This is a genomic window from Sporomusa sp. KB1 (assembly GCF_007830295.1).
In the GTDB taxonomy this organism is placed as follows: Bacteria; Bacillota; Negativicutes; order Sporomusales; family Sporomusaceae; genus Sporomusa.
Genome location: NZ_VLKC01000002.1, coordinates 4,413,907 through 4,434,269 on the forward strand (window position 1 = coordinate 4,413,907; position 20,363 = coordinate 4,434,269).

Here is a 20,363-nt window from a genome sequence, read left to right on the forward strand (position 1 = left end):
TGTATGAATTTTGACTTATCTAGCTTACGTCAGAAGTTTAAAGACCGCGATTATAAGCTTACACCACAACGCCAATTTATTTTACAGGTGTTTATCGATAATCGCGATAAACACTTAAGTGCTGAAGACGTTCACAACATTGTGCGTCAGCAGGCAAATGATATTGGTTTGGCCACCGTATATCGGACTCTTGAATTATTAAGTGAACTTGAGATCCTGCAAAAAATAGATTTTGGTGATGGGCGCAGCCGCTATGAAATTAATGAAACCAACAGACCCCATCATCATCACCATCTTATTTGTCTTACCTGTGGCAGGGTAATTGAATTTGCGGATGATTTAATGGAAGACCTGGAAAATATCATCGCCCAAAACAGCAATTTTAGCATCGTAGATCATCAAGTAAAGTTTTATGGATATTGTCAGGAATGCCGGAAGAAATGTGATGATTAAGGATTTTTTGATTACTGCTGCCACTGGCACTAATGTTGATGTTTTAGCCGCAATACGGGATATTATGGCACTATTTGATGTTACTGCGGCAGGCATTTGGCAGGAAGAAGCCCCTTTGAGTCAACTGCGGTCTGATAGTTTGTTAGTAAAATGTGCTGTTACATCTGATGAGTATACAATAGAGGTCAAAGTAACCATCAGCTGTTATAATTCCAACGCCGTACTGAATCAGCTAACAGAATATGAGCGTCGTCCGCTGCCACAGGAAAGTATGAAAAATAAAGATGGGGAAGACATAACAGGACTTATAAAACGACTGGTACGCCTTACTGTATTGAAGCTGATGCGGCAGATAACTGGCCATAACCCCGGACCGTGGGGGATACTGCGCGGTGTTCGTCCGACCAAAATTGTTCATCGATTATTAGATCAGGGGCTTAGTCATTCTGAAATTGTTGCCAAGCTGATAAAAGAATATGCGGCAACACCGGTGAAAGCTGATCTTGTTACCGGCATAGCCGTTCATCAGCGTCCGTTTATTGCTACCCCTGATAAACCTGCAGGAGGAAAAAAGGTAAGTATCTATGTAGGCATACCTTATTGTCCATCCCGTTGTTTGTATTGCTCATTCCCAGCTTACGTGCTGCCAGACCGGCGCGAACAACTTGAGATCTTTCTGCGGGCAATCACTAAAGACATTGAGAGCACCGCGAGCTTACTGGCAAAATTTAATTTGTCAGTAGAGAATATATATGTGGGTGGCGGAACGCCTACCAGTCTGGATGGAGCCGATTTGTCCACCCTTTTATCCTTGGTAAGACAAGAGCTTTGTGGGTCGCAAACAAGGGAATTTACCGTTGAGGCCGGTCGGCCTGACAGTATTAACGATGAAAAAATTGATGCTTTACGGCAATATGGCATAAACAGAGTTAGTATAAATCCACAAACAATGCAAGATAAAACGTTAAAACAGATTGGACGGCGGCACACTGTTCAGGATATAATAGACGTATTCGCTAAAATTCGTCATGCAGGAATACCGATAGTAAACATGGATGTCATTGCCGGACTGCCAGGAGAGACCCAAGCTGACATGGAAGATACGATGCGGCAAATTGCGCTGCTTAATCCGGAAAATATTACTGTCCACACCTTGGCGTTAAAACGTGGTTCGATTCTCAAAGAATCACTAAGTTCTGGTACGATGACAGGACAGGCATTGCCTAATGAGGAAATTACTCAGGCAATGCTTAAGACTGCTGCAGAGTATACTGCCAATATGAATATGCATCCTTATTATTTATACCGTCAAAAGTATATGACAGGCAATCTGGAAAACATTGGCTATGCCAAACCGGATACCGATTGTCTGTATAATATGCAAATTATGGAGGAAAGACAGACTATCATCGGCATTGGGCCAGCAGCTGGTACAAAGGCGGTAAACCCCAGTAATTGGCGCTTGCAAAGTTCCTATAACGCCAAAGATGTTGGTTCCTACATAAAAAATTTAGATATATATCTGAGCGAAAGACATACCTTGCTCTCAAGATTGTATGGCGACCATGAGGAGGATTAACTATGCTGACAACCGGCCCCCGGGGGACCAAAGATATATTGCCTGACAGCAGTGGACACTGGCAGTATGTTGAAAAAATAATACGTGAAGTATGCCATAATTTTGCTTATCAGGAAATTCGCACTCCCGTCTTTGAACATACTGAACTTTTTCTGCGCGGTATCGGGGATACCACCGATATTGTTGAAAAAGAAATGTATACCTTTACTGATCGAGCTAAACGCAGTATTACTTTGCGGCCTGAAAATACGGCGTCTGCTGTTCGATCGTATCTTGAGAACAAGCTCTATAGCGGACCTCAACCAACGAAGCTATTTTATATTGGCCCGATGTTTCGATATGACCGGCCGCAAGCCGGTCGCTACCGTCAATTCCATCAGTTTGGCATTGAAGCGATTGGCGCTGAGGGGCCGGCTATTGATGCTGAAGTCATTAGCTTAGCGGTAGCATTCCTCAATAAGTTGGGATTAAGTGATTTAAAATTACTGATTAACTCTGTCGGCTGCCCGCAGTGCCGTCCGGTGTATCGAGCTAAATTACAGGAATTTTTCCAGGATAAACGTGCTCATTTATGTTCAGATTGCCAGTCACGCTATGACCGTAATCCTATGCGTATCCTGGACTGTAAAAATGAAACCTGTGCCAAGTATTCCCAAGGCGCTCCTCATATGCTTGATTGCCTGTGTGAGGAATGCGGCAGTCACTTTGCCGGCTTACAAGAATTACTGACAGCAGCTGGAATTTCTTTTGTGATAAATCCCCGTTTAGTGCGGGGGCTTGATTATTATACAAAAACTGCTTTTGAAATTCAGTATTCACCCTTAGGGGCACAAAGTGCAGTGTGCGGCGGCGGACGTTATGACGGTCTCATTGCCGAATGCGGCGGACAACCAACACCAGGTATCGGCTTTGCTATCGGTATTGAGCGAGTGCTGTTAGCTTTGGAAAAACAGGCATTACTGCCGTCAATAAATACCGCCATTGATGTTTTTGTTGCCCCTTTGGGAACGGAGGCCCGGGCTGTGGCCTTTCAGTTGCTAACAGAGCTTCGCTACGCAGGTATTGCTGCCGATATGGATTTTATGAACCGCAGCTTGAAAGCGCAGATGAAATATGCTAACAAATATCCCGCTAAATTTGTGGCGCTTATTGGCGAAGATGAATTAGCAGCGCAGAAAGTAATGGTAAAAAATATGGATACAGGCAGTCAGGAACTAATCGCCAGGACTGCACTGGTACCGATGATTTTAGAGGAGATGGAGAAGTAATGGCACAAATAGAGACAGTTGATCATGAAGTTACTAGTAAACTTGATACCATGCAGGGTTTGAAACGTACCCATGCTTGCAATGCTCTGAATCAGGATCATACCGGACAGGAAGTTACCCTGTGCGGGTGGGTTTCAAGACGGCGTGATCATGGTGGGCTTATTTTTATTGATTTGCGTGACCGTTCCGGTATTGTTCAGGTGGTATTTTCACCTGATGTTAATATAGACGCCTTTAGTAAGGCTGAGGCTGTTCGGAATGAATATGTACTCGCAGTACGCGGCATTGTAAAGGTTCGTTCTGAAAGCACAATTAATCCTAATATGGCTACAGGTACGATTGAAGTTTTTGGCAATGAGTTAAGAATATTAAATTCAGCGAAAACACCACCTTTTTATATCCAAGACAACATTGATGTTGATGAAATTTTGCGATTGAAATATCGTTATCTTGATTTACGGCGTCCGGAAATGCAGCAGGACCTTATGCTTAGACACCGGGTAACCAAATCAATGCGGGACTTTTTAGACAAGCACTGTTTTGTTGAAGTAGAAACGCCAATACTTACTAAAAGTTCGCCGGAAGGCGCTAGAGACTATCTCGTTCCTAGCCGGGTAAATCCAGGCAAGTTTTATGCTCTGCCCCAATCGCCGCAAATTTATAAGCAACTATTAATGGTTGGCGGCCTGGAGCGTTATTTCCAAATTGCCCGTTGTTTCCGTGATGAGGACCTCCGTGCTGACCGTCAGCCTGAGTTTACTCAGCTTGATATTGAAATGTCCTTTATTGATCGGGAGGATATCTTATCCCTCACAGAAGAAATGATTGCTTATATCTTTAAAGAGAGTATTGGAGCAGAGGTGCTCACACCGATTGTTCGTTTAAGCTATGACGAGGCTATGGCCCGCTACGGTTCTGATAAGCCGGATCTTCGTTTCGGTATGGAACTAATTGACTTATCAGGTGTTTTTACGGATTCTGGGTTCAAAGTATTTGATACCGTATTAGCTAATGGTGGTCAGGTTAAAGCCATTAATGTCAAGGGCTACGCCAATGCCCCGCGTCGTGAACTTGATGGTTTAGTCAATTTTGTTGCTACCTATGGTGCTAAGGGCCTTGCCTGGATATGCTATACTGACGAGGGTCTAAAATCGCCGATCACTAAATTCTTCAGCCAAGACACGATTGATAAAATGACAGTTGCCACGCAAGCTGAATCTGGTGACTTGATCTTGTTTGTCGCCGATAAACCTAAAGTTGTAGCCGCTGCATTAGGACAGCTCCGTTTAGAAATGGGTCGTCGTCTTAACTTAATCGACCCCGATAAACTCTCCTTCTTGTGGGTTATTGATTTCCCAATGTTTGAATATGATGAAGAGGACAAGCGCTGGGTAGCTATGCATCATCCGTTTACCTCACCACGCGATGAAGACGTAGAATTCTTAGGCAATGATGCCGGCAAGATTAAAGCCAAAGCCTATGACCTGGTACTTAACGGCATTGAACTGGGTGGTGGCAGTCTTCGTATTTATAATCGCAGCATTCAAGAAAAGGTATTTACAGCGATTGGCTTAAGTCCAGAAGAGGCTGTAGATAAATTTGGCTACCTGCTGGAAGCTTTTGAGTATGGTACTCCACCTCATGGCGGCATTGCTTTTGGGTTAGATCGTTTGGTTATGCTAATGGCAAAACGGGCTTCCATCCGCGATGTTATTGCCTTCCCCAAAACACAAAGTGCTTCCGACATGATGATGCAAGCGCCGTCAGAAGTTGGTTCGAAACAGCTTAAAGAGTTGTATATCAAGTCTGCTGTTGTTGCCAAAAATAAGATCACTCCGGCAGTGGAATAATATCCCAATATTGAAACTATTGCAATTGCGTGATTTATTTGATACTATAAAAGCGTGCTAAGAAATGCACTCATACCCTGCTGTGTGCGTGGAATGTCGATGTTTTGAGCCAACACTTTTACTGCGGGAGCCTGTCTCTGGTTATGGCGTGTATGCCCTGGTTTTAGGGGACACACAAAATAAGCAGGCGAGCACCCACCTGCCGAGGGCAGGTTCAAAACAGAGACGATACGGCATAGTGGGGAATGAGTGTTTTTATTTACAGCATAGACCATCATTTTTGGTGTATAGCCGGAAGTGATGGCCTATTTATGTTTAATTTATTGTTCATCAAGGAGTTTTTCATTTTTTCATAGAATACTAGTAAGAGAACATATGCAGTGAATAAAAGGGTGATAGTGTGGACTTATTTTTACAGAGCTTATTTGAACCCCAATTGAAGGATAATAGACCATTAGCCGTTCGAATGCGGCCAAGAACACTTGACGAATACAAAGGTCAGGAAGATATTTTGGGCCCGGGGAAATTTTTACGGAGAATGATAGAAGCTGACAACATACCGTCAATTATTCTGTATGGTCCACCAGGAACGGGAAAAACAACCTTAGCTCACATTGTTGCCCAAACAACAGGCAGCCATTTTGAAAAACTGAATGCGGTAGCTGCCGGTACGGCAGACATTCGGAAGGTGGTCGAAAGTGCCCAAGAGCGCCTGCGAACGCAGCAGCGTCGAACCATTTTATTTGTCGACGAAATTCATAGATTCAATAAGGGACAGCAAGATGTTTTACTGCCCTATGTTGAAAACGGCACTGTCATCTTAATTGGGGCGACCACCGAAAACCCCTATTTTGAGGTAAATTCTCCGCTGCTTTCGCGAATGCGGGTAGTACGGTTAAAGTGCCTGGGTGAACAGGAAATTATCGGTATTTTGCAACAGACGCTAACTGACAAAGAACGCGGCCTGGGGCAAGAGGAGATTACCTGCAGCAAAGATAGCCTGCTTAAGATTACAGCAATTGCCGGTGGGGATGCCCGAACCGCTATTAATATTCTTGAACAAGCGTCAGCAATGCTTGAATCCGGGAAACCAAAAGAAATAACTGCCGAGATCATCGAAGCAGTTGCCGGAGAAAAGCTGCAGGCTTATGACAAAAAAGGTGACAATCACTATGACGTAGTATCGGCTTTTATCAAAAGTATGCGTGGCTCTGACCCTAATGCCGCCTTACATTATCTGGCGCGAATGCTGGAAGCAGGCGAGGATGTCAAATTTATTGCCCGCCGACTAGTCATTTGTGCTGCAGAAGATATTGGCAATGCCGACCCGCAAGCGCTGGTAGTAGCCATGGCGGCAGCTCAGGCTGTCCAATTCATCGGTATGCCGGAAGGCAGGATTCCCTTAGCGCAGGCTGTAACTTACTTAGCCTGCGCCCCCAAAAGCAATGCGGCATATGTAGCTGTTGACAAAGCGATTGAGGATGTTCGCCAGATAGATTATGGCAGTATCCCGTTGCACCTTCGTGATGCTCATTATGCCGGCGCTCGTAAGCTTGACAGCGGTAAAGGTTATCTGTATCCTCACAATTATGAAGATGGTTTTGTTGAGCAACAGTATCTGCCTGACAAATTACGCGATCGCGATTACTATCAACCCAAAGCTCATGGCTTTGAAGCTAGTTTTGCTGAGCGGCTCAAGCAACTTAAACAAAAAAGGTAAGCAGTGAATAAATGAATGCCCCCGCAACTGCGGGGGCATTCATTTATGTAAGTAAAATTTCAAGTAAAATTATTTAAAAATACCAAAAGGCTTACCAGTGGGCAAAAATTGTTTGCCGAAATGTGTATTCAGGGTAGCAGCGGCACTGCCATAAAAGCTAACAATTGCAATAGAGAATTCAGCCCAAGCGGCGATCGTGTGCCAGATATGCCCTAAACCAAAGGCATCTGCCGCCAAACCGAGAAATAAAAAATCGATCAGGAAAAAAATAATAAAAAGAACTTTATGCGTTTCCATAGCCCCAATAGTCATAAAGACAGTAAAAATGAAATACCCTATAAATGCAATTCCAAGTTGTGCACCATTAACATCAGCGGCTAATGCTGCGCCAAAAACCCCCATTTTAATCAACCAGCTAGTGGCTATCCCCAGCCAAAACAGACCATACGCGGCAAAAGCTGTTGCGCCAAACGTATTATTGTGTTTAAAATCATTGAAGCTGGCAATTAATTGCGCAATAGCACCTAAAAATACAGCCCAGGGAATGACAAAAGCAAGGCCGGTAGTCCAACCAAGTTTTTGCGACGAAGCCACCAGAGTAACCATTGCTAACCCAAACAGACCTAAGCCACCTGGATCAGCGGTAACGATTTTTACCGATTGTGTGTTGCCATTAGTATTGCTCATATAAGACCTCCTATGATTTAATATATAAAAAATACCACAGGGTACAATATACTGTCAATCATATAAAGAATCGATTATTCTCCGGGATTATGATATATAATATAGGAAATAATTAGAACATTATCCTTTGACAACGGTTTTAATTTCTGCTATATTTTATTTAAATAAAACCTATCATAATAGTCGGAAAAGGGAAGCCGGAGTGGGAGGATGTTGTGAAACTGTCAACGAAGGGTCGATATGGTGTTGCGGCGATGTATGATTTGGCACTCCATTACGGGCAAGGTGCCATTTCACTGAAAAGTGTCGCCCGGCGTCAGGAAATATCTGAACATTATCTTGAACAGTTAATGGGTACACTAAGAAAGGCAGGCTACGTAAAAAGCGTACGTGGTGCCCAAGGCGGTTATGCATTGACTAAAGAACCGGCGCAAATTTCGGTTGGTGACATTATCCGGGTTATGGAAGGTCCGATTGCCCCAGTAGACTGTTTATTGGCTGATGATGCCAGCAGAACTTTTTGTTCACGGGTTGATATCTGTGTGACCCGTGATGTCTGGGCTAAGGTAAGAGATAGTATCACTGCTGTATTGGATTCAATTACTCTTGCTGATTTATGCAAGGAAGATAAAGAAAAGCGACAAGGAGATGAGTAGCATGAAACGTATTTATTTTGATCATTCGGCTACTACCCCGGTTGACCGGGAAGTTGCCGAACTGATGCTGGAGTATATGACTGACAAATTCGGTAATCCGTCCAGCGTCCACGCTTTTGGCCGGGAAACCCGCAAAGCAGTGGAAGAAGCCCGGGAAAAAGTAGCAGCTCTGATTAATGCCACTCCTAATGAAATATTCTTTACTAGTGGTGGTACTGAAGGTGACAACCTGGCACTTAAAGGTGTGGCGTTTGCTAATCGTAAGAAAGGCAATCATATTATAACAACAGCCATTGAACATCATGCTATTTTGCATACTTGTGAATATCTTGAGAAACATGGTTTTACAGTTACATATCTGCCAGTTGACGAAAATGCTATGATACGTATGGAAGACTTAAAAAATGCGATAACAGACCAAACAATACTTATTAGCGTTATGTTCGCTAATAATGAAGTAGGAACCATCCAGCCGATAAAAGAAATTGGACAACTTGCCAAGGAAAAGGGAATTTATTTCCACACTGATGCAGTACAGGCTGTTGGCAGCTACCCTATTGATGTTAAAGAATTAAATATAGATTTGCTTTCCATGTCAGGACATAAATTCTACGCCAGCAAAGGCGTTGGTGCCTTATATATCCGTCGTGGTGTAAAAATCGAGGAAATTCAGCACGGCGGCGGTCATGAACGCAATTTACGGGCAGGTACTGAAAATGTACCGGGAATCGTTGGTCTGGGAAAAGCTGCAGAAATTGCCAAGCGGGATATGGAAAAAAAGACTGCTTATATCAAAGGCTTGCGCGATAAAGTAATAGCTACCATCCTGGAAAAGATTCCGCATGTCAAACTTAATGGTCATCCGGATTTGAGATTACCAGGTAATGTTAACTTTAGTTTTCTCTACATTGAAGGCGAATCATTACTCTTGAATCTTGATATGAAGGGAATTGCCGCTTCGAGCGGTTCTGCCTGCACCTCAGGATCACTTGATCCCTCTCATGTACTTTTAGCTATGGGGTTAGTCCATGAGGTAGCGCACGGTTCGCTGCGGGTTACACTGGGACGCGGCAATACCGAAGAAGATATTAATTACTTTTTGGAAATCCTACCGGAGATTGTAGAAAAGCTGCGTAGTATGTCACCTTTATATGGTAGTGCAGCTGAGTGCAAGCCTTCCAATCCATGCTCAAGCTGTCATCACCATTAATTTAGCACAAGAGGAGAGAATAACTATGTACAATGATAAAGTTATGGATCATTTCTCCAATCCCCGTAATGTCGGCGAAATAAAAGAGGCCGATGGTGTTGGTGAAGTAGGTAATGCCAAATGCGGCGATATTATGCGAATTTATCTGCAAGTAGAAAATGATATAATTACCGACGTAAAGTTTAAAACCTTTGGCTGTGGCGCTGCCATTGCAACCAGCAGTATGGTAACTGAGATGGTTAAGGGTAAACACTTAGATGAAGCCCTGGAAATCTCCAACCAGGCAGTCGCTGAAGCCTTAGGTGGCTTACCGCCACAAAAAATGCACTGTTCTAATCTGGCAGCCGATGCGTTGCATGAAGCGATTAAAGACTATATTGCTAAAAAAGGAAAGTGATTCATTAATGGCTGATAAGCCCAGAGTGCTTGTGGCCATGAGCGGAGGGGTGGACAGTTCTTTAACTGCCGCCCTTCTTGTTCATCAAGGCTATGATGTAATTGGCGCAACGATGCAAATATGGGAAAAAGATCAGGAAAATAATGACCCTGACAGTAGAGGCTGCTGTTCACTATCAGCTGTTGATGATGCCCGGCGGGTTGCTAATAAAATAGGAATCCCCTATTATGTGCTTAATTTCCGGGACATGTTCCAGGATACAGTGGTTAATTATTTCATGGCAGAATATTCAGCAGGCAGGACACCTAATCCATGCATTGCCTGCAATCGCTATGTTAAATTCGAGGGTCTGCTAAGCAAAGCGCTGGCACTGGGGGCCCAATATGTGGCTACTGGTCACTATGCGCAGATTATGTATGCCAAAGACCGCCAGCGCTATATTCTGCGTAAGGGGATTGATCTCACTAAAGACCAGTCCTATGCTTTATACCACCTGAATCAACATACTCTCAGTCATTTTTTGATGCCGCTGGGAAAATTTGCGAAAACTGAAACCAGAAAAATGGCCAGAGAGTTAGGTTTATCGGTTGCTGATAAACCTGACAGTCAGGAGATCTGTTTTGTACCTAATGATGATTATAAAGCTTTTTTAAAAAAACGTATTCCTGAATCACTGAAACCGGGAAATATTGTAGATCTGACTGGCAGCATTCTAGGTAAACATCAGGGAGTCCAGCTTTATACGGTTGGGCAGCGCAAAGGTCTTGGTTTAGCAGTTGGTAAACCCTTATACGTTATCGCACTTGATGCCGAACGTAATGAAGTGGTTGTCGGCTCAGACCAGGATGTTTTTGCCTCAGAGCTTATTGCCGGTGACCTCAATTTTATTACAATTGATACACTGGAAGAGCCGCTTGCCGTAGAAGCTAAAATTCGCTATAGTGGATCTCCCGCCCAGGCTATGGTAACCCCACTTGGTAATGGTCAGGTTCAGGTAAAATTTGCCACACCGCAGCGGGCCATTACACCGGGACAATCTGTTGTATTTTACCATGATGATATTGTTGTCGGCGGGGGAATTATAACAAAGACGGTAAAGTAACTGCGCCATAAATTTTTATATAGGACAATACTTGCTATAAATAATTACTTTTTTGGCCATACTAATACTACAATCTGTTATGGAGGCCTACTTGATGCAAAAACTGCGTAATTTATTTGGCCTGCCGGTGCTAATTACCGGAACTGGTGTGCAGATTGGTGAGGTAAAAGAAGTACTTCTTGACTTAGAGCAGGCTGCTGTTCGTGGTATTGTTCTTGCTGGTGCTAATTGGTTTACTAAGGATCAAGGCGTTGTGTTTGAAGATGTATTTAGGATTGGCAGAGATGCCTTAATGCTTCGGGCCACATATGCTGTACAAGAGCTAACACCGGCTATGATGCCGGGAACTGTTTATTATCTGTGTGATTTGCTGGACAAGCAAATTTATACTGATGCAGGGTTAAGCTTTGGCATATTGGTGGACGCTCTTTATGATAGTACTACCGGTGAGATAAAGGCTTATGAGATTTCTGACGGTCTTATTACGGATTTGTTATATGGCCGCAAAATTATGCCGCTGCCGCAAGCACAAGTTGTTGGTCAGGATCGCTTAATCATTCCCGATGCGATGACCAATCTTCTTATACCTGAATCGAATAAGGTGTGAGGTGTAGTTTATGACAACTTGTCCTATATGCGGGCAACGGGATATAGGTAAAGTCGGTGCCGACCAGTACTACTGCGGGGATTGTTGTGTAGAGTTTATGATACGAAATCAGGATTTGAAAATCTATAATGTTGAGGCTGATGGTACGTTAACTCTATATGATGCTACGGCGCAGGGTACTGTTAATTTAGAGGTACAAAAGGGGTGATATGATGCGCAACAGGTTTTGGCAAGGATTGTTTTTTGGTGGACTTGTAGGAACAGCATTAGGCGCTATCATAGTTCCCAGGGCTAAACCACAAAAAAAGCCGCTGTTTGAATGTAGTGCTGATGCAGTTGCTGATACCACCCGTGATTTAATGCGGGATGCACGCCGGGCGCGTAAACGGTTGATGAAAAAGCTGGATTAGTGTCCGGAAATAGGGGGGCCAGTGTGGTCTCCTTTTTCTTATTGATAAGGAGAACATATGCAGTTTACGAAACAACATTTCAGACTTACTATTATTTTATTATTTGCGTTTATAACTTTATATTTTCTCTGGCTTGTGCGCAGCGGCTTGTACCCATTCATTATCGCTTTACTACTGGCCTATTTGCTCAACCCTGCAGTATGTTACCTTGAGAAAAAAGGCTTGTCAAGAGCGTTAGCTATCCTGCTGTTATATGTAATTTTATTTTCGGTTATTATTCTTGGTGGAACTCGTCTTCTGCCGATTTTGATAAGAGATTTAGAAAGCTTTGGCAAGGAATTACCGCATATTCTGGGAAAAAGTGAAGAATTATTTTATCTCATTCAGAGCCACTACCAAAATTCAGTTTTGCCTTACTCGATCCGAATAGCTATTGATAATTCAATAATATCTTTACAACAGGAAGGGCAGTCCTTTGCCAGTGACTTAGCCAACAGCATCCTGGGGCTTATTACCTATTTCATTGGCTTTGCCATTACACCAATACTGGCCTTTTATTTCTTGCATGACTGGCAAGCCATCAAAGAAGGCTTGCTGTTATTGGTGCCATGCCGCTTACGACAGGAGTTTACTTTAGCACTTAAAGATATTGATAAAGTATTAAATGGTGTAATTAGAGGGCAGCTTACGGTTGCCATAATTGTCGGTGTTTTGGTTAGTGTCGGTTTATACTTTTTTAATGTCCCGTTTGCCTTACTGATTGGCATTACTGCCGGTTTACTTGATGTCATTCCCTATTTTGGCGCATTTATTGGCGCCGCGCCGGCTATAACCCTGGCACTTTTGGAGTCACCGCTGCTTGCGGGGAAAGTTGCGTTACTGTTTTTCGTAATTCACCAATTGGAAGGAAGCGTAATTGGTCCCAAAATTCTCGGAGAAAGCGTGGGATTGCATCCGCTGAGTGTCATTTTCTGTTTATTTGCCGGCGGCGAGTTATTTGGAGTTGTGGGCATGCTGCTAGGTGTACCGGTTGCGGCAGTGGGAAAAGTAGTGCTGCAACACAGTATTAAGCTTTTATTATAGTTCTCTTCACACCAAATATTGACACTAAATCTTAAATTGTAGTATAATTCCACCAGAATAATGGATTACTTTTATACATTGGAGCTGATTAATTTGAAACAATTGACCGGAAACGAATTAAGAAAACTGTTTCTGGATTTTTTTGCTGGTAAAGATCACTTAATTCAACCAAGTTCTTCGCTTATTCCTGAAAACGACCCGACTTTGCTGCTTATTGGCGCTGGTATGGCTCCGTTTAAACCTTTTTTTACCGGTAAAATGAAACCGCCCCACCCGCGTATTACTACCAGTCAAAAATGTGTTCGCACTGGTGATATTGAGAATGTCGGCCGGACGGCACGCCATCATACTTTTTTTGAAATGCTGGGCAACTTTTCCTTTGGCGATTATTTCAAAAAAGAAGCGATTGCCTGGGCTTGGGAATTTTTGACCGAATATCTGGAGTTGCCGAAGGATAAACTCTGGATTACTATTTATACAAATGATGACGAAGCTTTTGATATCTGGCATAACGATATAAAAGTTCCAGCTGACCGGATTATTAGAATGGAAGAAAACTTCTGGGAAATTGGTCCCGGCCCCTGCGGCCCCTGCTCAGAAATACATATTGATTTAGGAGAAGAACGTGGTTGTGGTAAGCCGGATTGTGCCGTAGGCTGTAACTGTGACCGGTATTTAGAGATTTGGAACTTGGTATTCACTCAATTCGACCGGGACGAGGCTGGAAATTATACTCCGCTGGCCAAGAAAAATATTGATACTGGTGCCGGCCTTGAACGTATTGCTTCTGTGCTGCAAAACAAACCTTCTAATTTTGAAACTGATTTATTGTACCCCATCATTGACTATGCTGCTAAAGTAGCTGGTGTTACCTATGGCCAGTCAGCCAAAAATGACGTTTCGTTAAAGGTAATTGCCGATCATGGCCGCAGTATGACGATTATGATTGGCGATGGCGTGTTACCCTCCAACGAGGGACGTGGTTATGTTTTACGCCGGATTCTCCGGCGGGCTGTCAGACATGGCCGCTTACTGGGAATTGAAAAACCGTTTTTAACTGACATTGTTGATATTGCTGCCACTATTTTTGCGCAGGCTTATCCTGATATCACTGATAAAAAAGACTACATAAAAAAAGTAATCCAATTAGAAGAAGAACGCTTCCATACTACCTTGGTACAAGGAATTGAATTGTTAAACAAGCATGTTCAAGAACTTGCCCAGGCAGGTCAAACAGTGCTTGATGGTTCTATGGCTTTTAAACTTTATGATACCTTTGGCTTTCCCTGGGAGCTTACTGAAGAAATATTAAGTGAACATACTATGACCTTTGATAAACATGGGTTTGAGCAGGCTATGGCCGAGCAGCGCGAGCGGGCCCGTGCCGCCCGCCAGGACAGTGAGGAAAGTGTGGCCTTACCTGATTTATCCGGTTTGGTAACAGAAACCTTAAGCTGTAATCCGGAAGCAGAAAGTGCTAAGGTCGTTTTGATCTTGAAAGACGGTAAAGTAGTTAAAGATGCCTTTGACGGAGACGAGGTTGCTGTAATTTTAGATGTTACACCATTTCATGCTGAAGGCGGTGGCCAAGTAGGTGATACTGGTAGCATTGCCAGTGCCCTTGGTAAAATTGAAGTCAATACTACCCGCAAATTGCCAGATGGAACCATCTATCATATTGGCCATATTAGCGAGGGAGCTTTGAAAACTGGCGAAGATGTACAATTGTCTGTTGATATAAGCAGACGTCGTCATATTGCCCGTAACCATACGGCTACTCATTTATTACAGGCTGCCTTAAAACAGGTTTTAGGCGGACATGTTAATCAAGCAGGATCTTCTGTTGATAGCAATAGACTGCGGTTTGACTTTACCCACTTTGCGCCTGTTACTGCCGAGCAGTTGGCTGAGGTTGAGCAAATGGTAAATGAGGTTATTTTAGGTAATACTACCTTAGCCATTATTGAGACAACGCAAGCTGTCGCCAAAGAAATGGGAGCAATGGCTCTCTTTGGTGAAAAATATGGCGAACGGGTACGGGTAGTTATCGTAGATGGCTTTAGTAAAGAACTTTGTGGTGGTACTCATGTTGGTTCAACTGCTGAGATTGGTCTGTTTAAAATTGTCAGTGAAGCAGGTATCGGTGCTGGTATGCGCCGAATTGAGGCTGTTACCGGCTATGGTGCCCATGAGTATTTAAAACTGCAAAATGAACTTATTAAAGAAGCGGCTGGTGCGCTAAAGACTCGGCCTGAGGAAATTGTCACTCGAATTGATACGCTCAACGGACGCATCCGGGAACTGGAAAAAGAAGTTGGTACCTTAACTACCAAGCTCGCTAAAAATGAGGTACAGGATCTCTTAGCTGCTGCGAACACCATTAACGGCGTTCAGGTAGTGATGGGCCAGGTAGTTGCTGCCGATATGGAGAACCTGCGAGCAACTGGCGATATGGTACGTGACCGTTTGCAATCCGGAGTTGTGGTACTAGGCGCTATTAGTGGTGACAAAGTCAACTTTGTTGCTATGGCTACCGCTGATTGCGTCGCCAAAGGCATTCATGCCGGTAAGATTATTAAAGAAACTGCTACGGTAGCCGGCGGCGGCGGCGGCGGTCGCCCCGATATGGCACAAGCTGGTGGCAAACAGCCGGAAAAATTGTCCGAAGCTCTCAAAATGGCTGAGCAAATCATTAAATCACAAATTAAATAATGCATTTTACAGGCAGGCTTTGGGCCTGCCTGTAAAAATTTATCATAATCTAACAGGAAAATATACTGACAGGTAGAATATATAGATCTATACTTTGTCGATAATATAAGGGAGGAGGAGGCTTCATGACCAATATATCACAAGAAACAATGATGTTTAAGGTAAATAATGATGAGACTAACGCGGCTGAAGTAATCCTGACAACTGTTTACCAATCCTTAAAGGAAAAAGGCTATAATCCAATAAATCAACTGGTAGGCTACCTTTTATCCGGAGATCCGACCTATATAACCAGCTATAATAATGCCCGGGGACTGATTCGCAAGTTAGAGCGTGATGAGATTATTGAGGAATTGGTACGTGCCTATCTAAAAGACAAATAAGATGGATTATCATGCAGTTGGAAAAACAGGCCTTTTTGTATCGAGACTATGTTTTGGCGGACTTACTATTGGTCCCTTGCAGTCAAACCGGCCGTTGGCCGAAAGTGCTGGCGTTATTCGGGCAGCACTTGACGCAGGGGTCAATTTTATTTATAGTATTTTTTTGTGATAATGGGGAGGATAAATGCGCATACTAGCACTTGATGTCGGGGACAAAACTATTGGGATAGCGGTTTGCGATGAGCTTAAGCTAACAGCACAAGGGGTCGAAGTCATTCGAAGAACATCGCCAGCTAAGGATTTCACTAGGCTCAATGAACTGATAACCATGTATCAGGCCGGGCTTGTTGTTATTGGGTTACCCAAAAATATGAACGGCACGATTGGCCCAAGAGGCGAACTTGTGAAGGAATTTGCCAACAAATTGATACAGACTATCCCCAATGTTGAGATTACATTTTGGGATGAGCGTTTGTCTACTGTTGCAGCGCAAAAATCGCTGATAGCAGCTGATGTCAGCCGGGCCAAACGACGTCAGGTTATTGACAAAATGGCTGCTGTCTTCATTTTACAAGGCTATCTTGACAGTTTGCCACGAGGCTAGTTGACTTTCCAGAGAGTCCCTTGACAGGATATGCTTTCTAAGATAAAATTATGTTGCGTATGTGTAAAAAGAGGTGAAAAACATGACTGAAAATGAAAACGATGAACTTATGGAGTTTGATGAGCCGGTAGTCGTCATGACTGATGAAGAAGGCAATGAATACTACTATCGCGAAGACATGATCGTTCCTGTTGGTGACAAGCGCTTCGCTATACTGGTACCGTTTGATGTTGATGAAGAGGATTGCGACGGCAGCTGCCACGATGCTAGCTGTGACTGTGGCTGCGGTGAAGAAACTGACGTATTTATTGCCCGTATCGACGTTGACGAAAGCGGCGAAGAAATTTACGTAGACCCTACTGATGAAGAATTTGAAGAAGTTCGTAAAGCCTACGAAGAGTTGATTGACGAAGAGGAAGAGTAAAAGAAGCCGCCAGGCTTCTTTTTTTTCCAGATGGAAAAGCAGCCTTATTTGTCTCATAAGACATTATCGATTATAATAGTACTAGTTTAGCAGAATGCGAAAAGGGGATAGTGAATGTTACTACTAAATATTTCGGTTTCCAGGAAAATTGTAATTGGAATCTTGGCAGCCACTATTCTCAGCTTTGGCGCGCTACTAGTTGGTTGGACACTGACTGAGCCGGTTAGCAGCAAAGGAGAACCCATACTTGTAAGTATCAAAACAGGTACTCCTGCTAAAGTTATAGCCGAAGATTTAGAAAAACAAAATTTGATAAAAAATGCTGTTGTATTCCGGGTTGCAGCTAAGCTGCAGGGACTGGAGAATTCACTGCAGGCTGGAGAATATTCCATTAGTCCGGCCATGCCTGTGCGGCAAATGCTTACTATGATGTCTCAGGGACAAACTGCTTATCAACAATTTACAGTTCCTGAAGGATATACAGTTGACCAAATTGCTGAACTGCTGGCCGAAAAGAAATTGGCAAATCCTGAAAAATTTAAAGCATTAGCTAAAAACTTTGCCCCTTTTTCCTATATGGCAGCTAATCCTAATACCAAATACAGTGTGGAAGGATTTCTGTTTCCTGACACCTACCGTTTAGCCAGGGGTACTTCTGAAGAAGAGCTGCTGACGATGATGGTCAAACAATTTGATGCTAAAATGACTCCTGATAGTAGGCAGCGGGCGGCAGAACTCGGACTTTCTATCCGTGAGGTTATCATTATGGCTTCCCTTGTGGAAAAAGAAGCCAAACTCAATGAAGAACAACCAGTCATTGCAGGAGTTTTTGCCAATAGGATAAAGCAAAACATGCCTTTGCAGTCATGTGCCACAATTCAATATATTCTTGGTTATCCTAAGGCTGAACTTACCATTCAGGACACTGAAATCGCCTCACCCTATAATACCTATCAAATCATGGGCTTGCCACCAGGGCCTATTGCCAATCCTGGGACTGCTGCTATCAAAGCCGTGCTTTCAGCTGATAAAACCGATTATTTATATTTTGTAGCCGATAAACAAGGCAAGCACCATTTTAGCAATTCCTATGCAGAACATTTACTGGCAATCAATCAGGTGCAGTTATGAGGGATAACTTTATTACACTGTTAGCTGAAATGGAAGCGTATGCTATTACCCATAATGTGCCAGTCATCACCCGGGAAAGCGGTCAGTTGTTGCAAACGGTAACCGCCACTGCTGCTCCTAAGTCTGTCCTGGAGATAGGTACAGCAATTGGTTATTCAACATTACTCCTGGCTGCCAGCATCGCCCCTGGGGGGAAAATAACGACACTGGAGCAAGATGCAGACCGGATACTGGTTGCCCGGCAATTCCTGGCGCAAGCAGGTGTTCTTGATCAAATAGAACTTATTGCCGGCAATGCCGGCGAAGTTGTGTCCGGACTAACTGGCAGTTTTGATTTAGTATTTATTGACGCTGCGAAAGGTCAATATCTTGATTATTTGTATAAAGTTATGGATAAACTTTCTCCAGGAGCTATTGTCATTGCTGATAATGTCTTATTTAGAGGCTGGGTGCTTGGTAACCAAGCAACACCCCGGCGTTTCCGGACAATTGTTAAACGTCTACAGGCTTATCTTGATTTTGTTACTAATGATGCGCGGTTTGATACGGTAATTCACCAGACTGGCGATGGTATGGCCGTATCGCGTTACCAGGGAGAGGCGAATAAATGATAACTAAACCAGAGCTTCTGGCTCCGGCCGGAAACTTGGAAAAACTTAAAATGGCACTTATTTATGGTGCCGATGCTGTGTATATGGGCGGAAAGGCGTTTGGTTTACGAGCTTTTGGTGATAATTTTGATGATGCTGAACTTGAGCAGGGGATTGATTTTGCTCATAGTCTTGGTAAAAAAGCATATATAACCATTAATATATTTCCCCATAATGATGATTTGCCTGATTTGCCTGAGTATATTACGCGTCTTGCCAAGATAGGTGCTGATGCAATCCTGGTTTCTGACTTGGGTGTATTTCGCATTGCCCGGCAAGTAGCACCATCGCTGCCTATTCATATTAGTACCCAGGCCAATAGCACCAATTGGTCCACTGCCCAATTTTGGCAAGAACTAGGTGCAACGCGGGTAGTGTTAGCACGAGAGCTTTCACTTACTGATATAAAGCTTATCAGGCAAAAGGTTGCCATTGAACTCGAAGCCTTTGTTCATGGGGCAATGTGTATGTCTTATTCAGGGCGCTGTCTAATAAGTAACTATCTAACCGGACGGGATGCCAATCGGGGAGAATGTGCCCAGCCTTGCCGTTGGAAGTATCATCTCATGGAAGAAAGCCGTCCGGGAGTATACTTGCCAGTAGCGGAAGATGAGCGGGGTACATACATATTTAATTCCAAAGATTTATGTCTCATCAACCATATACCTGAACTTATGGATAGTGGTTTACATAGTTTTAAAATAGAAGGCCGCATGAAAAGTGTTCACTATGTTGCTACTGTTATCAAGGTTTATCGAGAGGCGATTGACAGCTATGCCAGTTCGTCAGCACCCTTTACTGTCAAACAGGAATGGCTTGATGAACTGCAAAAAGTATCGCACCGGGAATACACAACTGGTTTTACTTTTAATAAGCCAACAGAGCAAGATCAAATTTATACTTCTTCCAGCTATATTCAAACACATAATTTTATCGGCCTTGTTAAGGAATATAATCCGTCGACCGGTATGGCAGCAGTAGAGCAGCGCAATAATATGAAGGTTGGCGAAAAAATTGAAATTATGCAGCCTGGCAGGAGCAACTTTGTACAAACAATTAGCCAAATGTTTGATTCCGAAGGCAACTTGATCAGTGTAGCGCCTCATCCACAGCAAATTGTGACTATGCCAATGTCGCAACCGGTGGTGCCCTATGCTATGCTCAGGCGGCCGCAGGGCAGGAGCGATGAACATGACAACGGCAATAGATAAACCGATTTATATCCAGGTTGAACCCAAATATGTTAATTATGTAAATCGAATTATGGAAGGCTATGAATATTTAGGAGTCGTCAGTACTCTGGATCGGCATGAAGGAATCTTGCAAATCCGGGCAACACCTGATACAGCTGACGAAGTTCGGGACATATTAGCCCATATCCCGATTGAAATCCGTTATGTTGAACGCTCTGAATAACCGGCTGCCTTTGTAAGCCAT

At 43.4% G+C, this 20,363-nt stretch carries 23 protein-coding genes and 1 other RNA gene; 23 read left to right on the top strand and 1 reads right to left on the bottom strand.

Annotated features, from left to right (window positions below; genetic code table 11):
- The first annotated feature begins 3 nt into the window (after positions 1-3).
- The 6 genes from SALPA_RS24365 to SALPA_RS24390 all read left to right on the top strand — a co-directional run bounded on the left by SALPA_RS24365 (position 4) and on the right by SALPA_RS24390 (position 6,870).
- Positions 4-453 carry a Fur family transcriptional regulator gene (locus tag SALPA_RS24365; protein WP_145100173.1) on the top strand — a complete coding sequence of 150 codons (450 nt, stop codon included), beginning with the start codon at positions 4-6 and terminating at the stop codon, positions 451-453.
- Positions 413-2,032: a coproporphyrinogen dehydrogenase HemZ gene (gene hemZ, locus SALPA_RS24370; RefSeq protein ID WP_255451332.1), complete on the top strand. Its 1,620-nt coding sequence runs from the start codon at positions 413-415 to the stop codon at positions 2,030-2,032. Before SALPA_RS24365 ends, hemZ begins: the two co-directional genes overlap by 41 nt.
- 2 nt (positions 2,033-2,034) lie before the next feature.
- On the top strand, positions 2,035-3,300 hold the full coding sequence (gene hisS / locus SALPA_RS24375) for a histidine--tRNA ligase (RefSeq protein ID WP_145100176.1): 1,266 nt from the start codon (positions 2,035-2,037) through the stop codon (positions 3,298-3,300).
- Entirely contained in the window at positions 3,300-5,150 is a 1,851-nt protein-coding gene (gene aspS / locus SALPA_RS24380; protein ID WP_145100179.1) for an aspartate--tRNA ligase, read from the top strand. Before hisS ends, aspS begins: the two co-directional genes overlap by 1 nt.
- A 71-nt stretch (positions 5,151-5,221) precedes the next feature.
- A non-coding RNA gene (gene ssrS, locus SALPA_RS24385) (6S RNA) lies at positions 5,222-5,399 on the top strand.
- 151 nt (positions 5,400-5,550) lie between these two features.
- Positions 5,551-6,870 carry a replication-associated recombination protein A gene (locus SALPA_RS24390; RefSeq protein ID WP_370516721.1) on the top strand — a complete coding sequence of 440 codons (1,320 nt, stop codon included), beginning with the start codon at positions 5,551-5,553 and terminating at the stop codon, positions 6,868-6,870.
- Between the two features lie 69 nt (positions 6,871-6,939).
- Here the strand turns inward: SALPA_RS24390 and SALPA_RS24395 are convergent, their stop codons facing one another.
- Positions 6,940-7,557, bottom strand: a complete 618-nt coding sequence (locus SALPA_RS24395; RefSeq protein ID WP_145100181.1) for an acetate uptake transporter family protein — start codon at positions 7,555-7,557, stop codon at positions 6,940-6,942.
- Positions 7,558-7,772: 215 nt separating this feature from the next.
- Between SALPA_RS24395 and SALPA_RS24400 the strand changes: the two genes are divergently transcribed.
- The 17 genes from SALPA_RS24400 (at position 7,773) to SALPA_RS24480 (ending at position 20,342) form a co-directional block, all read left to right on the top strand.
- Complete coding sequence (locus SALPA_RS24400; RefSeq protein ID WP_145100184.1) at positions 7,773-8,213, top strand: Rrf2 family transcriptional regulator; 441 nt, start codon at positions 7,773-7,775, stop codon at positions 8,211-8,213.
- Position 8,214: 1 nt separating this feature from the next.
- On the top strand, positions 8,215-9,423 hold the full coding sequence (gene nifS, locus SALPA_RS24405) for a cysteine desulfurase NifS (protein ID WP_145100187.1): 1,209 nt from the start codon (positions 8,215-8,217) through the stop codon (positions 9,421-9,423).
- A gap of 25 nt (positions 9,424-9,448) precedes the next feature.
- The gene (nifU, locus tag SALPA_RS24410) at positions 9,449-9,820 is read left to right on the top strand and encodes a Fe-S cluster assembly scaffold protein NifU (RefSeq protein WP_145100190.1); all 372 of its coding nucleotides are present in this window, start codon (positions 9,449-9,451) and stop codon (positions 9,818-9,820) included.
- A gap of 7 nt (positions 9,821-9,827) precedes the next feature.
- On the top strand, positions 9,828-10,922 hold the full coding sequence (gene mnmA, locus SALPA_RS24415; protein ID WP_145102236.1) for a tRNA 2-thiouridine(34) synthase MnmA: 1,095 nt from the start codon (positions 9,828-9,830) through the stop codon (positions 10,920-10,922).
- A 94-nt stretch (positions 10,923-11,016) separates the two neighbouring features.
- Complete coding sequence (locus tag SALPA_RS24420; RefSeq protein ID WP_186451219.1) at positions 11,017-11,529, top strand: PRC-barrel domain-containing protein; 513 nt, start codon at positions 11,017-11,019, stop codon at positions 11,527-11,529.
- Between the two features lie 10 nt (positions 11,530-11,539).
- On the top strand, positions 11,540-11,737 hold the full coding sequence (locus SALPA_RS24425; protein WP_145100197.1) for a hypothetical protein: 198 nt from the start codon (positions 11,540-11,542) through the stop codon (positions 11,735-11,737).
- A gap of 1 nt (position 11,738) precedes the next feature.
- The gene (locus SALPA_RS24430; RefSeq protein ID WP_144034004.1) at positions 11,739-11,939 is read left to right on the top strand and encodes a hypothetical protein; all 201 of its coding nucleotides are present in this window, start codon (positions 11,739-11,741) and stop codon (positions 11,937-11,939) included.
- A 57-nt stretch (positions 11,940-11,996) separates the two neighbouring features.
- Positions 11,997-13,022, top strand: a complete 1,026-nt coding sequence (locus SALPA_RS24435) for an AI-2E family transporter (RefSeq protein WP_145100200.1) — start codon at positions 11,997-11,999, stop codon at positions 13,020-13,022.
- Positions 13,023-13,115: 93 nt separating this feature from the next.
- A complete protein-coding gene (gene alaS, locus SALPA_RS24440) occupies positions 13,116-15,734 on the top strand; it encodes an alanine--tRNA ligase (protein ID WP_145100202.1) in 2,619 nt (872 codons plus the stop codon).
- Between the two features lie 125 nt (positions 15,735-15,859).
- Positions 15,860-16,117, top strand: coding sequence for an IreB family regulatory phosphoprotein (locus SALPA_RS24445; RefSeq protein ID WP_145100205.1), 258 nt, complete (start codon positions 15,860-15,862; stop codon positions 16,115-16,117).
- Between the two features lies 1 nt (position 16,118).
- The gene (locus SALPA_RS30590) at positions 16,119-16,286 is read left to right on the top strand and encodes a hypothetical protein (RefSeq protein ID WP_222428111.1); all 168 of its coding nucleotides are present in this window, start codon (positions 16,119-16,121) and stop codon (positions 16,284-16,286) included.
- Positions 16,287-16,301: 15 nt separating this feature from the next.
- Positions 16,302-16,721: a Holliday junction resolvase RuvX gene (ruvX, locus tag SALPA_RS24455; protein ID WP_145100208.1), complete on the top strand. Its 420-nt coding sequence runs from the start codon at positions 16,302-16,304 to the stop codon at positions 16,719-16,721.
- A gap of 82 nt (positions 16,722-16,803) precedes the next feature.
- On the top strand, positions 16,804-17,145 hold the full coding sequence (locus SALPA_RS24460; RefSeq protein ID WP_145100211.1) for a DUF1292 domain-containing protein: 342 nt from the start codon (positions 16,804-16,806) through the stop codon (positions 17,143-17,145).
- 114 nt (positions 17,146-17,259) lie between these two features.
- A complete protein-coding gene (gene mltG, locus SALPA_RS24465) occupies positions 17,260-18,276 on the top strand; it encodes an endolytic transglycosylase MltG (RefSeq protein WP_145100213.1) in 1,017 nt (338 codons plus the stop codon).
- Positions 18,273-18,887, top strand: coding sequence for an O-methyltransferase (locus SALPA_RS24470; protein ID WP_255451333.1), 615 nt, complete (start codon positions 18,273-18,275; stop codon positions 18,885-18,887). Before mltG ends, SALPA_RS24470 begins: the two co-directional genes overlap by 4 nt.
- Positions 18,884-20,137, top strand: coding sequence for a U32 family peptidase (locus SALPA_RS24475; RefSeq protein WP_370516722.1), 1,254 nt, complete (start codon positions 18,884-18,886; stop codon positions 20,135-20,137). The genes SALPA_RS24470 and SALPA_RS24475 overlap by 4 nt, the downstream gene beginning before the upstream one ends.
- Positions 20,118-20,342, top strand: a complete 225-nt coding sequence (locus SALPA_RS24480) for a DUF4911 domain-containing protein (RefSeq protein WP_145100216.1) — start codon at positions 20,118-20,120, stop codon at positions 20,340-20,342. Before SALPA_RS24475 ends, SALPA_RS24480 begins: the two co-directional genes overlap by 20 nt.
- Positions 20,343-20,363: the final 21 nt, after the last annotated feature.

Coding starts and splice junctions, on each gene's coding strand:
- SALPA_RS24365 (WP_145100173.1), top strand. CDS start 4: ATGAATTTTGACTTATCTAGCTTACGTCAGAAGTTTAAAGACCGCGAT.
- hemZ (WP_255451332.1), top strand. CDS start 413: ATGGATATTGTCAGGAATGCCGGAAGAAATGTGATGATTAAGGATTTT.
- hisS (WP_145100176.1), top strand. CDS start 2,035: ATGCTGACAACCGGCCCCCGGGGGACCAAAGATATATTGCCTGACAGC.
- aspS (WP_145100179.1), top strand. CDS start 3,300: ATGGCACAAATAGAGACAGTTGATCATGAAGTTACTAGTAAACTTGAT.
- SALPA_RS24395 (WP_145100181.1), bottom strand. CDS start 7,557: ATGAGCAATACTAATGGCAACACACAATCGGTAAAAATCGTTACCGCT.
- nifS (WP_145100187.1), top strand. CDS start 8,215: ATGAAACGTATTTATTTTGATCATTCGGCTACTACCCCGGTTGACCGG.
- nifU (WP_145100190.1), top strand. CDS start 9,449: ATGTACAATGATAAAGTTATGGATCATTTCTCCAATCCCCGTAATGTC.
- mnmA (WP_145102236.1), top strand. CDS start 9,828: ATGGCTGATAAGCCCAGAGTGCTTGTGGCCATGAGCGGAGGGGTGGAC.
- SALPA_RS24420 (WP_186451219.1), top strand. CDS start 11,017: ATGCAAAAACTGCGTAATTTATTTGGCCTGCCGGTGCTAATTACCGGA.
- SALPA_RS24425 (WP_145100197.1), top strand. CDS start 11,540: ATGACAACTTGTCCTATATGCGGGCAACGGGATATAGGTAAAGTCGGT.
- SALPA_RS24430 (WP_144034004.1), top strand. CDS start 11,739: ATGATGCGCAACAGGTTTTGGCAAGGATTGTTTTTTGGTGGACTTGTA.
- SALPA_RS24435 (WP_145100200.1), top strand. CDS start 11,997: ATGCAGTTTACGAAACAACATTTCAGACTTACTATTATTTTATTATTT.
- SALPA_RS24445 (WP_145100205.1), top strand. CDS start 15,860: ATGACCAATATATCACAAGAAACAATGATGTTTAAGGTAAATAATGAT.
- SALPA_RS30590 (WP_222428111.1), top strand. CDS start 16,119: ATGGATTATCATGCAGTTGGAAAAACAGGCCTTTTTGTATCGAGACTA.
- ruvX (WP_145100208.1), top strand. CDS start 16,302: ATGCGCATACTAGCACTTGATGTCGGGGACAAAACTATTGGGATAGCG.
- SALPA_RS24460 (WP_145100211.1), top strand. CDS start 16,804: ATGACTGAAAATGAAAACGATGAACTTATGGAGTTTGATGAGCCGGTA.
- mltG (WP_145100213.1), top strand. CDS start 17,260: ATGTTACTACTAAATATTTCGGTTTCCAGGAAAATTGTAATTGGAATC.
- SALPA_RS24470 (WP_255451333.1), top strand. CDS start 18,273: ATGAGGGATAACTTTATTACACTGTTAGCTGAAATGGAAGCGTATGCT.
- SALPA_RS24475 (WP_370516722.1), top strand. CDS start 18,884: ATGATAACTAAACCAGAGCTTCTGGCTCCGGCCGGAAACTTGGAAAAA.
- SALPA_RS24480 (WP_145100216.1), top strand. CDS start 20,118: ATGACAACGGCAATAGATAAACCGATTTATATCCAGGTTGAACCCAAA.